The organism is Ensifer sp. R-19, assembly GCF_049905105.1.
Taxonomy (GTDB): Bacteria; Pseudomonadota; Alphaproteobacteria; order Rhizobiales; family Rhizobiaceae; genus Ensifer.
The window spans coordinates 1773620-1785412 of record NZ_CP184569.1 but is presented as its reverse complement, the minus strand read 5'-3'; the positions used below and the strand labels follow the sequence as shown (position 1 = coordinate 1785412).

The following is an 11793-nucleotide window of genomic DNA, read 5'->3' as shown; positions in this document are numbered from 1 at the left end:
CCGCGTCTGCGGCGCAGAAGAGGACAGAGGTCAATTGTCGTTGGGGGAGGTCTCGCCGCGCCGACGCGCGGCGGCTGGATGCCTGTGACAAGCACAGGCATGAGGGGATCAGAAGTCGTGCCTTCCAAAACCTCGTGCCCCCAAACGAAAACGGCGCCCCCTGCGGAGCGCCGTTTCCAAATGAATGTCCGACCGGACGATCCGGCTTAGGCAGCCTGGATGTTGACGGCCTTCGGGCCCTTGCCCATGCGATCCGGCTCGGTGTCGAAGGTGACCTGCTGGCCATCCTTGAGCGTTGCGAGGCCAGCGGCCTGAACGGCGGAGATGTGTACGAACACGTCCTTCGCGCCGCCATCCGGCGTGATGAAGCCGAAGCCCTTGTCCTGGTTGAAGAATTTTACGATGCCCTTGGTGGCCATGGAAGAAGTCCTTTTCCTTCAGTCAATTTGCGTTGCCCGCGCCCCCGAGGGGATGTGGGCATCTCGTCTTCCGCTTGCAAGCGGAAAGGCGTCGAGTGGTCACGATATCGGGGAAAAGACGTCTACGGTGCCGATGCCGGCGGTCCGGCACGAAGCCGGGCGCAGTTGAAAGTCCAGTCTCCGGGATAGAAATCGCCCGAACGGCGCAAGAAGTGACAGGATTTGCAGAAAAAGGCAAGCGCCTTGTACGACGCATCAAGGCGCGGAGTGTCAGGCTTTGCAAGGCTTTGGCCGATTTCTCGCCACTCCATTCACGCCTCCGGCAGAAAAATCGGGGACGGTCCGTTTCTCGACACAATTTCGTCCCGACCGCGACCGAACGTGCGCGCCGCCGACGGGGCCGGTCGCGGATCGCAGCGGATGCTGTCGTTGCGCTTGGCCGCGTGCCTAAGGCTTGCACATCCTCGGGATAACGCGCAGGCTTTACCGAAGGTTGGTTCCGTCTTCGCTGGCGATGGCGTAGCCACTGGCAAAGGCGACGGGCCGACATTCCGCCTGGAGCGGACGAAGGTCGCCTAGCCTGGACGATTAAGTCGCCTTGGCCGGGCGATAACCGGGAAGACTGGGCGAAGTGTCGCCCAGAGGGCGAAGTGTCGCCCAGAGAATGCGCCGGCTGGCTCGACCGGGTGGCGGAAATGACAGACGAAGTGGGGACAGCGTGATCGACCCTTACGAATTGCTTGGACTGGAACGCGACGCCGACAATCAGGCGATCCGCAGCGCCTATCGCAAGGCGGCGAAATCCGCGCATCCGGATTCCGGCGGCGATCCCGAACAGTTTGCGCGGCTGCAGGTGGCCTATGAGCTGCTCAAGGATCCCGTGCGCCGCAAGGTCTATGACGACACCGGCTACGATCCGCAGCTCGCCGATCCGCGCGACCTCAAGGGGCTGATGATGCTGGAAACGCTGGTCAACGAGTTCATTCTCGACGAGCGCGAGCCCGGAACCTTCGATCCTGTCGCCGCCATGCGGCGCAAGCTCTCCGACGATATCGTCAAGAGCCGCTTCCATATTCTCGAGCTCGAGCGTCACCGCGCCCGCGTGCGCAAGCACCTCGACCGCCTCGGCCGCCGGCCGGAGACCGACGTGCTCGGCTCGATGCTGCGCGCCCGCTCGCGGTCAATCGCCGAGGCGATCAAGAATGCCGACGAGCAGATCAAGACGATAGAGCAGGCCTATGAGATGCTGGAAGGCTACAGCTACGAGTTGGAGGCGCTGGAGATGAAGGCGCACGCGGCGGAGTAAGGCGCCGCCTCGGGCGCTGTCGCGTTCGTTCTGGCTTTGCGACGAAAGGCATGGCCGCGCCTGATATGCGGCTGCCGGCTCCCTGATCGCCGATCCTGCTGTCGGCGGCGTTCGCCTACGCGCCGCCGCTGTGCAGCGGCTTCTGTCGGTGTCATAGTCTGCGTCTGTCCCGGGTGGCCGGGACCTCCGCCATAGCCTGGAGCGAAGGAGAGTGGCATGAGCCGTCGCTTGAACATGCGCGTTGCCTTTCTTCTTCTGGGGATCGTGCTCGCCGCCTACCTCGCGGTCAGCTACTTCCTGGTCCCGGAGCTATGGCTCTTCCACGATGACCGCCGGAAGGTTCCGCTCAATCCCATGGTGACATCGACGGAGCAGGGCATTCCCGGTGATCCGATCAATGTCGGGCTGGTCGGCTCCAAGGAGCAGATCATCCGCGCCTTTAACGCCGCAGGCTGGGATGCTGCCGACAAGGTCACGCTGCGATCGTCCGTCGATATAGGCCTCAGCGTCGTGCTCGACCGCCCGGATCTCGATGCACCTGTCAGTCCGCTGTTCTACGAGGGTCGCGAGCAGGATCTGGCCTTCGAAAAGCCGGTCGGCCGCAGCGCCGACCAGCGCAACCATGTGCGCTTCTGGCAGACCGCGACGCCTGCGGAGGGCGGTGGCCCGCTCTGGCTCGGTTCGGCGAGCTTCGACCGCGGCGTGGGCTTGAGCCACGACACCGGCCAGATCACCCACCACATCGGCCCCGATCTCGATGCCGAACGCGATCTGGTGATCGGCGACCTCAAGAAGGCGGGGCAGGTTTCGTCGACCTATGAAATCCCCGGCGTCGGTGCCACCAAGACCGGCCGCAACGGCGGCGGCGACCCCTATTTCACCGACGGCAAGGCTTTGGTCGGTGTGCTCGGGCCGGCAGCAGTGGGCAGCGGCGCGGGGATTGCCAAGTGAGGCTCGGCGGCTCGTGCTGCCTCGCCTTGTGGAGCCAGCCCCCAGCGCGCCTTTCGACTTACGCCGGCTGCCCCATGAACTGCGACAGCGATGCGAAATCGTCGTGCAGGTGGCCGGCCTCGATCGCCCGGCGGAAGATCGCCTCGTATCCCCCAGTGATCGTGCGGTCGATGCCGCGGGCTTCCATCAGGTCGACCAAATGGTGAAACGCGCTGTAATGCGGCGATACGGACGAGAGCGTTTCGGCATCAGCGTCATAGCGCCCGGCGGCGCTGCGTTTGATGAGGTCGGAGACGAGCCCCTCGACCACCGGCGCCGTCGCCGTCCATTGTCTTGCCAGCACGCCGAGATCGATCGCCTCGGCCCGGCAAACGGCGATCGACTGCAGCGCACCGAACAATGCGCCCCACATCAGCGCCAGCACGGCGCTGTCGAGCGCATTGGCGAGGCCCGGATCCTCGCCGATGAACTGGACATTGCCGCCGAGGGCGCCGAGCACGTTACGGCCTTCCTCGAAAACAGCTGAAGGACCGGAGACAAGCAGCGTGCCCGCTTCGGTGCCGATGAAGTCCGGCGTCGCCAGGATCGCGCCGTCGAGATAGCGGGCACCCTGCCGCTGCGCCCAGCCGTGCGCCTCGCGGCCACCATCCGGCGTGCCTGACGTGAGTTCGATGATCAGTCTGCCCTCGAGGGCACCGGCGACCTCCTTGTCGCGCAGAAGGCTTTGCGTCGCCTGGTAGTCGCTGACATTGACGATGACGACCTCAGATGCGGCGACCGCATTGCGCACGCTTGCCGCCACCTCGGCCCCGGCGGCAGCGAGCGGCGCCGCCTTTGCCGGCGTGCGGTTCCACACCGTCGTCGGGTGCCCGGCCTTGAGAAGCGCATGCGCCAGCGCCGATCCCATGCGCCCCATTCCCAATACGCTGATTGCAGGTTGCATTCCCAGTCTCCATATCCATGGCGCGGGAAGGGCGCCTGCACCCTTATCCCGCCCTGATTTCCACAGCGACGCGGTTGTCGTCGCGGTTCAGACGTAAGGTGGGCGGCCCGGGTCGCAATACGCACCGGATGGTAAGTGCTTACCGCGACGTAAGGGAGGATGATGTGACGACAGCAATGGAAAACTGCGGCTTTGCAACTGCGCTCAGGGCGATCGAGGGAAAGTGGAAGGTCGATATTCTCTGCGAACTCGGCAAGGCCGCCCGCCGCTTCGGCCGCCTGCGCCAGGCGATCCCTTTAATCAGCGAGAAGATGCTGGCGCAGCAGTTGCGTGAATTGGAGGCCGATGGCCTCGTCAGCCGCACCACCTATCCGGAAATCCCGCCAAAGGTGGTGTACGCGCTGACCGAACGCGGCGCGGCGCTGAACGTGGCGGCGGCGGCTCTCTGCAAGTGGGGCGAGGAGTTTGGCGGCGATGACGAGGTGCGGCCGGAGGCGAGGGTGGTTGCTGCGGTCTGACCGGCGGTAGCGTCGCCCGGGTGAAACAGTGGCGGCACCCGCAAGCGCGCGCGCCTTTGGGCACGCCCTTATGACCGCGCCCTTGTGTCCACGCCCCTGAGCACCTCCCTCCGGAGCGGCGATCTTAGCGGTCACAGCCCGCTCGACCCTCATCTCTGTGCTTGTCACAGAGATCCAGCAGCCGCACGTCCGCGCGGCGGGGTATGCCGAGCCGGTACGCTGGGTGCTCGCGCATTCGGGGCAACGCATCCCCTCGCGCCGCCGATTCGGCGCGGCTGGATTCCTGTGACAAGCACAGGAATGAGCAAGGTGGTACGCGGCCGCGGCACTTCGTCAGATGCCGTTGTGACGTCGAATCCTGTGGCTCTGGGTGCCCGAGATTTCCTGCGCCTGCGGAATTTTCATCCCTGGCATCCGGTTCCCTTGGGGGCAACGATCTTCGTAGCGGCAATCCTGTCCACCCTCATCTCTGTGCTTGTCACAGAGATCCAGCCGCCGCGCGTCCGCGCGGCGAGAGATCCCGAGCCATAACGAAGACTTTCTCGTATTGGTCGGCGCATCCCCCCGCCGCAGCGCGGCAGGGGGATGCCTGTGACAGGCATGGGAATGCGGGCGGTGGGACGCGTGATCGCTGCGCTACTTCACCACGGCATGGCGCTTGCGGCCAAGCGAGAGCCGAACCGGATGCTCGCCGAGTGAGACGATTGTCTCTGCATCCTCAACGACTTCTCCGTCCAGGCGCACACCGCGCCCGGCGATTGCCCGCCGTGCCTCGCCCTTCGATGAGGCCAGTCCTGCCCGTACCACGAGGTCAACGAGACCTATGCCCTTCAGGCGCTCGGCATCGCTCAGCACGACCGTCGGCAACCCCTCGGCCGCTTCACCTCCGCCGAATGCCTGCCGCGCCGTCGCCTGCGCCCGCCGGACTGCGTCTGCTCCATGCGCCAGCGCCGTTGCCTCATTGGCGAGGCGCTCCTTGACCACGTTCAGGTCCGCGCCCTCGGCGCGACCCAGCCTTTCGATCTCGTCGAGCGGCAGATCGGTGAAGAGTTTGAGGAAGCGCACCACGTCGGCATCCTCGACGTTACGCCAGAACTGCCAGTAGTCGTAGGGCGACAGACGGTCCTCGTTCACCCAGATGGCGCCGGCCGCGGTCTTGCCCATCTTGACGCCCGATGCCGTCGTCAGCAGCGGCGTGGTCATGCCGAAGACTTCCGCGCCCTCGATCCGCCGCACCAGATCGACGCCACCAACGATATTGCCCCATTGGTCGCCGCCGCCGAGCTGCAGCCGGCAGCCGGTGCGGCGAAACAGTTCGAGGAAATCGACCGCCTGCAGGATCATGTAGTTGAACTCGAGGAAGCTCAGGTTCTCCTGCTGTTCCAGCCGCGTTTTCACGCTGTCGAAGGAGAGCATGCGGTTGACGGAGAAGTGTTTGCCGACGTCCCGGAGCATGTCGATCCAGGCCATCCGGTCCAGCCAATCGGCATTGTTGACCATGACAGCATCGGTCGGGCCGTCGCCGAAGGTCAGCAACCGCTCGAACACTTTGCGGATGCCGGCGATATTGGCCGCGATCTCATTCTCCGACAGCATTGGCCGTGCCGCCGAGCGAAAGCTCGGATCGCCGATCCGCGTCGTGCCGCCGCCGATCAGCACGATCGGCTTGTGCCCGGCCTGCTGCAGCCGGCGAAGCGCCATGATCGGCAAGAGATGGCCGACATGCAGGCTGTCCGCCGTCGCATCGAAGCCGGCGTAGACAGGCACGATGCCGGCCGCAAAGGCGCGATCGACGCCCTCAAGGTCCGTCACCTGGTTGACATAGCCGCGCTCGAGCAGCGTCCCGGTGATCGTCGAGCGCGGCTCAAAGGCGTCAGTGGGATTGTCGGAAATTGTCATTAGAGCTCTCCATGGCATTGCCGCCAGGGAGCACCGAACAAAACAAAGCCGCCTGACGGCGGCTTGTTTCAAGACATGATCGAAACGCGCCGCTCCCTATGGGGACGTCGCATAATAGATGGCAGCGATGAGCGCGGTTTTGATCATGCTGTGGTTGTAGCGAGGAATGGGGGAGGCGGCAAGGGTGGGGATCGTGGCCGTGTAGAGTTGTATTTTTCGGCAATTCAATCTTTATATGCACGCCGTAATCGGTAGTGTACCTGATAGATTTGACAATTTACAGTCGGAATTGGGTGGAGGTTTTTGCGGTGTCGTTTGTCAAAATTAGCAATGAGCAACATGATGCATTTGTGTCGTCCCTTAAGGCAGGTCAGTATAATTTGCTATTGGGTGCCGGTGTTAGCCTTGATTCCGAAAATAGTATCGGGAAGCTGCCGTCTGGAACCACTCTTCGCGACGAATTATGTGATTTGAAGGGTGTTTCGAAGAACAAATCTCTTCAAAAAGTTTTCGCACTTCTCAGTGAATCCGAAGTTGATCAATACATTACAAAAAGGTTCTCTGGATGCACCGCAGGCGCGACGCTATCGACTCTCTCAACGTTCGTTTGGCGCCGAGCATTTACTTGGAATATCGATGACGCGTTGGAGGCAGCTTATCGATTAAAAGGTGCGAAGCAGAAACTTGTGACAGCACATTTTCGCGACGACTACAACGATGAGCGGGTTCTTTCCGATTTGCTTCTGGTCAAGCTACATGGCTCTGTGACGCACGCTTCGAAAGGTTACGTCTTTGCACGGGACGAATACATACAAGTAATGAAAGAGAACAGTCCTTGGATGACTGTTCTCTCGCAGTTTCTCACCAACGGAATCCAGAAATATTCTTCCCGAAAAGATAACTGGTGCAGAAGCTCTGGCATTCTATTCCGATTTCGAGTTGGTTCCGTCGAGCCAAAGGCCCCAGGAATCCGCGTCGAGGTTCTTCTACGGGCACGCTCCAGAATGGTCGGATTTTGAATCTGGGTTTGATGTCAGTCGCTCGATAACATCCTCCATTATTAATGATGTCGAAAATCTGCTAAATAATACAGTAGAAGAGAGCAGAATTATTATTCTGACAGATGAGCCTGGCACCGGAAAGACAACTGTCGTCAGAAGAGTTGCTTTTGAGATATCTAGAAGAGGAATTCACACCCTGGTGTGCTCTGCATTGAGTCGGTTGGAGTATGATAAGACATTAAGCATTGTTGACGGTATAGAAGGTACACTCTTAATAGTTGTTGATAATTTTGCAAACCAAGTGTCCCCGTTTGCTGAAATTGTATCAAAAACTCGGAAAAAAGATCTAGTCGTTCTTGCTTCAGAGAGAGGGTACAGAAATAGATACTTATTTCAGAGCTTGTCCGGCGTCCCTTATCATCGCGCTGCGGCGCTAAAGATGCGTGCGGTCGATGTTGAGGCTATAGTTGAGCGGTATACAGAGTTAGGCATTGTCGGAACGTCACGTGCAATCAGAGATCTAAACGGCTTTATAAAATCAGCCGCTGATGATCCGATGGCGGTTGTATGTTGCAGGGTCCTCAACGACTTCAGGCCGCTCGACAGAATTGCCTTCGACTTGATGGAGGAATGCAACGAAGTTGATCAAAACAGATATCTGATAGCGGCCCTTTCTCAGCATTGTTTCGGCGGTGGCGTTCGTCACGAGATTCTCTCTAGTATTCTCGGATCCCAGGGATACAGAGAGCAGCTTAGCAAAGAGCATGCACTGCCTTTGTCATATTATGACCGTCGTACGAATACGCATGTCGTACCGCAGAATTCTACGATCGCGATGCGTATTCTCGACAATATGTCGAAGCGCGATCCGCGCCGACTTCTGGATATTTTTACTAGGCTCGCAATTACACTTGCACCACGCGTAAACCGAAAAGCGATTAAACAGCGCAGTTCTGAAGCACGATTGGCGAGCCGCTTATTCGATTTTGACTCTGTGGTCGACGGCATACTGGGAGACTTGGCCCCTGCGTTTTATGAGGCGACCCAAAAAGCGTGGCAGTGGAACTCGCGATACTGGGAGCAGGTGGCGCTCATGAATGTTTCGCGTCACAATAGCTCAGGCGTTCGTGGAATGACTGAATACTTGGACTCGGCAGTCCAAAACGCGAGACATGCTGCGTCCATCGAAAATCATCCGCTGCCACTAACCACACTAAGTAAAATATTGTTTATTCAGATGGTTGTCCCGGGGTACTCGAGAGTAGGCGCATTCAACGAAGCTTTTGACTGTTCAGACCGCGCAATCAAGATTGAAAAAAGCTGGGCGCGGAAGTCGGTGCACCCGTATGTTACCATGTTCCGCGGAGCGCGAGAGTATCTAGAGCGCGGCGGTGTGATGTCGAGCACGCAGATGCAGCGTGTTCGCGACCTTTTGCTCGAAGCAGAGAAACTTTTCCCAAAGGATCATGAGGTTGGGGACAATTTGCGCAATCTTAGAGCTTTGATTTAGCTTGCAGCCGCCCCGGACCGACTATCTTCTGAGCAGAGGGGGTGTCTTGCCGGAGGAGGAGGGCTTCTCCCTCTCTATCCTGCGAGACATCTCCCCACAACGCACTGGGCTCGCCCTTGCTTGGCAGTTTGCCGTCTTCCGAGCGCGGGCACCGAGTCGTTGTCTTTCCTGATTTGCCTACCGCCCCGGCCGTCCCGTCTTGCCCTTCGTCCGGCCCTTCTGCCGCTTCTCGTCCACCGGATCCTCATAGGACCCGACGCCCGGTTTCGCCCGGGTGAGGATCGGTTTATCCGGGACATGGCCGATCACCGGCTTTTCGGTGCGGCCGACAGTCATTTCGTCGAGGGTGTTCCGGCGGAATAGCGATTTGTCCGAGCCGGCGGGTGTCGCGACGTCGCGGCCCATGTCGTCGAGGTCGGGCTTCTGGAAGAGAGACTTTTCGTCCGTGGTCTTGGATCCTCGGCTCGATCCTCGGGTTGAACCCGAGGACGAGGATGACGTCGAGGAGCCGGACCGCTTGCCCCCTTCCTGCGACCTTGCCTCTTCCCGCGCCATCGGGTCGTCCAAGGCGGCCAGTTCGGCGGCCTTGAGGCGTTTGATCTCGTCGCGGAGGCGGGCGGCCTTTTCGAAGTCGAGGTCGGCGGCGGCGTCGCGCATCTGTTTTTCCAGCGCGTTAAGGTGGGCCTGCAGGTTGTTGCCGACGAGGTGGCCGCCGTCGGCGAAGCCCTTGCCGGCGACGCCGGAGATGTCGGCGCGGACGTGGTCCTTCTCGTAGACCGAGTCGAGGATGTCGGAGATCTTCGCCTTTACCGATTCCGGCGTGATGCCGTTGGCCTCGTTGTAGGCCATCTGCTTTTCGCGGCGGCGGCTGGTCTCGTCCATGGCGCGCTGCATCGAGCCGGTGATCTGGTCGGCATAGAGGATGACCTTGCCGTCGACGTTACGGGCAGCGCGGCCGATGGTCTGCACCAGCGAGGTCTCGGAGCGCAGGAAGCCTTCCTTGTCGGCATCGAGAATGGCGACGAAGCCGCATTCGGGAATGTCGAGGCCCTCGCGCAACAGGTTGATGCCGACGAGCACGTCGAAAGCGCCGAGGCGCAGGTCGCGGATGATCTCGATGCGTTCCAGCGTGTCGATGTCGGAGTGCATGTAGCGCACGCGAATGCCCTGTTCGTGCAGGTATTCGGTGAGGTCTTCGGCCATGCGCTTGGTGAGCACGGTGACGAGCGTGCGGTAGCCGGCGGCGGCGGTCTCGCGGATTTCGCCCAAGACGTCGTCGACCTGGGTTTTCGCCGAGCGCACTTCCACCGGCGGGTCGATCAGGCCGGTCGGGCGGATGACCTGTTCGGCAAAGACGCCGCCGGATTGTTCCAGTTCCCAGCTACCGGGCGTCGCCGAAACGGCGATCGTGTCCGGGCGCATCGCGTCCCATTCCTCGAAGCGCAACGGACGGTTGTCCATGCACGAGGGCAGGCGGAAGCCGTATTCGGCCAGTGTCGCCTTGCGGCGGAAGTCGCCGCGATACATGCCGCCGATCTGGCTGACGGAGACGTGGCTCTCGTCGATGAACAGCAGCGCGTTGTCGGGGATATATTCGAACAGCGTCGGCGGCGGCTCGCCGGGGTTGCGGCCGGTGAGGTAGCGCGAATAGTTCTCGATGCCGGCGCAGGAGCCGGTCGCTTCCAGCATCTCGATGTCGTAGCGGGTGCGCTGCTCCAGCCGCTGGGCTTCGAGCAGGCGGCCGCCCTTTTCCAGCTCGGCGAGCCGGTGCACCAGCTCTTCCTTGATCGCCTTGATGGCGCCGTTCAGCGTCGGGCGCGGGGTGACATAGTGCGAGTTGGCGTAGATTTTCACCGACTTCAGGTCGCCGGTCTTCTGGCCGGTCAGCGGGTCGAACTCGGTGATCGCGTCGATCTCGTCGCCGAACATGGAGATGCGCCAGGCGGCATCCTCCAAGTGGGCCGGAAAAATCTCGATGGTATCCCCGCGCACGCGAAAAGAGCCGCGCTGGAAATCCATGTCGCGGCGCTTGTACTGCTGCGCCACCAGGTCGGCGAGCAGTTGCCGCTGGTCGAGCCGGTCGCCGACGCTCATCTGGAAGGTCATGGCGGTATAGGTCTCGACCGAGCCGATACCGTAGATGCACGAGACAGACGCGACGATGATGCAGTCGTCGCGCTCCAGCAGCGAGCGGGTGGCCGAGTGGCGCATGCGGTCGATCTGCTCGTTGATCGAGGATTCCTTCTCGATGAAGGTATCCGAGCGCGGCACGTAGGCTTCCGGCTGGTAGTAGTCGTAGTAGGAGACGAAGTACTCGACCGCGTTGTTGGGAAAGAAGTTCTTGAACTCGGAATAGAGCTGCGCGGCCAGCGTCTTGTTGGGCGCGAGGATGACGGCGGGACGTTGCGTCGCCTCGATTACCTTGGCCATGGTGAAGGTCTTGCCGGAACCGGTGACGCCGAGCAGCACCTGGCTGCGCTCGCCGGAGGTCAGGCCCTCGACCAGATCGGCGATCGCCGTCGGCTGGTCGCCGGCCGGCTCGTAATCGGAGACCATCTGGATCTCGACGCCGCCTTCGGATTTCGGCGGCCGGGCAGGCCGGTGCGGCGTCCAGAGCTTGCCGTCCTTGAACAGCGGGTTGCCGCTTTCGATCAGCGCCGACAGCGCTTCCACCGTGGCGGTGACGCCGGATTTGGCCGTCAGCCTGTCGGCATCCTCCAGCGACACGTCGAGGCCCGCGACCGGGTTGAGGCCGGCGGCGGCGCGGGTCTTCGGATCGGTCGAGCCGCCCATCGACGTGCCGCGCGCGGACTTGCTGCCGACGATCTCGACCTTGCTCTTCTTCCCGGCCTTCTTCGGCTGTGCTTCGTCATCCGCGCCCGCGGCCTTGCGCGCCGCCTTGGAGGCGGCGATCTCTACCGTCTTGCGGTGCTTGCCGGCCTTGGAGGCGATCTGACGCTGGGTTTCGAAAGCGGAGGCTTCCGCATCCGCCTCGAGCTGCTTCACCCAATCCGAGACGTTGCCGCTGAGCGGGGTGCCGGACAAGGGCGCCTGCGGCGCTTCTTCGAAACCGGACGGCGTGGAGGGCTTCGGCGGGGCATTCTTCGGAGTTTTGGTCATGGCGGGGAATATGGCGAGAGTCCGGTCGAAAGAAAAGGGGCGAGTGAGTACAAAAAGGCAACATTTCGCAGTGCTTCGGCGACAACTTTGCACGCGAAACGGCAGGGGCGTGGCGTTGAATTTGCG

Annotated in this window: 9 protein-coding genes; 5 read left to right on the top strand and 4 right to left on the bottom strand. The window is 61.4% G+C overall.

Going from position 1 to position 11793, the window contains the following annotated elements:
- Window positions 1-206 precede the first annotated feature (206 nt).
- A complete protein-coding gene (locus tag ACN9MO_RS08665) occupies window positions 207-419 on the bottom strand; it encodes a cold-shock protein (protein ID WP_034788487.1) in 213 nt (70 codons plus the stop codon).
- A gap of 664 nt (window positions 420-1083) precedes the next feature.
- Between ACN9MO_RS08665 and ACN9MO_RS08660 the strand changes: the two genes are divergently transcribed.
- Together ACN9MO_RS08660 and ACN9MO_RS08655 are read left to right on the top strand one after the other, a co-directional pair.
- Window positions 1084-1725 (top strand): J domain-containing protein, encoded by a 642-nt coding sequence (locus tag ACN9MO_RS08660; protein WP_093232964.1) that lies wholly within the window; start codon window positions 1084-1086, stop codon window positions 1723-1725.
- Window positions 1726-1941: 216 nt separating this feature from the next.
- Entirely contained in the window at window positions 1942-2676 is a 735-nt protein-coding gene (locus tag ACN9MO_RS08655; RefSeq protein WP_113133791.1) for an LssY C-terminal domain-containing protein, read from the top strand.
- Window positions 2677-2734: 58 nt separating this feature from the next.
- Here the strand turns inward: ACN9MO_RS08655 and ACN9MO_RS08650 are convergent, their stop codons facing one another.
- Window positions 2735-3619 (bottom strand): NAD(P)-dependent oxidoreductase, encoded by an 885-nt coding sequence (locus ACN9MO_RS08650; protein WP_244495703.1) that lies wholly within the window; start codon window positions 3617-3619, stop codon window positions 2735-2737.
- 164 nt (window positions 3620-3783) lie between these two features.
- Between ACN9MO_RS08650 and ACN9MO_RS08645 the strand changes: the two genes are divergently transcribed.
- Window positions 3784-4137 (top strand): winged helix-turn-helix transcriptional regulator, encoded by a 354-nt coding sequence (locus ACN9MO_RS08645; RefSeq protein WP_244495704.1) that lies wholly within the window; start codon window positions 3784-3786, stop codon window positions 4135-4137.
- Window positions 4138-4773: 636 nt separating this feature from the next.
- On the opposite strand, the gene tyrS is transcribed toward ACN9MO_RS08645, so the two are convergent.
- Window positions 4774-6036, bottom strand: a complete 1263-nt coding sequence (gene tyrS, locus ACN9MO_RS08640) for a tyrosine--tRNA ligase (protein WP_113133790.1) — start codon at window positions 6034-6036, stop codon at window positions 4774-4776.
- 308 nt (window positions 6037-6344) lie between these two features.
- Here tyrS and ACN9MO_RS08635 point away from each other — a divergent pair, with 308 nt between their 5' ends.
- Together ACN9MO_RS08635 and ACN9MO_RS08630 are read left to right on the top strand one after the other, a co-directional pair.
- On the top strand, window positions 6345-7055 hold the full coding sequence (locus tag ACN9MO_RS08635) for an SIR2 family protein (RefSeq protein ID WP_162261327.1): 711 nt from the start codon (window positions 6345-6347) through the stop codon (window positions 7053-7055).
- Window positions 6976-8547: a hypothetical protein gene (locus tag ACN9MO_RS08630; RefSeq protein ID WP_162733744.1), complete on the top strand. Its 1572-nt coding sequence runs from the start codon at window positions 6976-6978 to the stop codon at window positions 8545-8547. Before ACN9MO_RS08635 ends, ACN9MO_RS08630 begins: the two co-directional genes overlap by 80 nt.
- A 177-nt stretch (window positions 8548-8724) precedes the next feature.
- On the opposite strand, the gene uvrB is transcribed toward ACN9MO_RS08630, so the two are convergent.
- A complete protein-coding gene (uvrB, locus tag ACN9MO_RS08625) occupies window positions 8725-11667 on the bottom strand; it encodes an excinuclease ABC subunit UvrB (protein WP_113133789.1) in 2943 nt (980 codons plus the stop codon).
- Window positions 11668-11793: the final 126 nt, after the last annotated feature.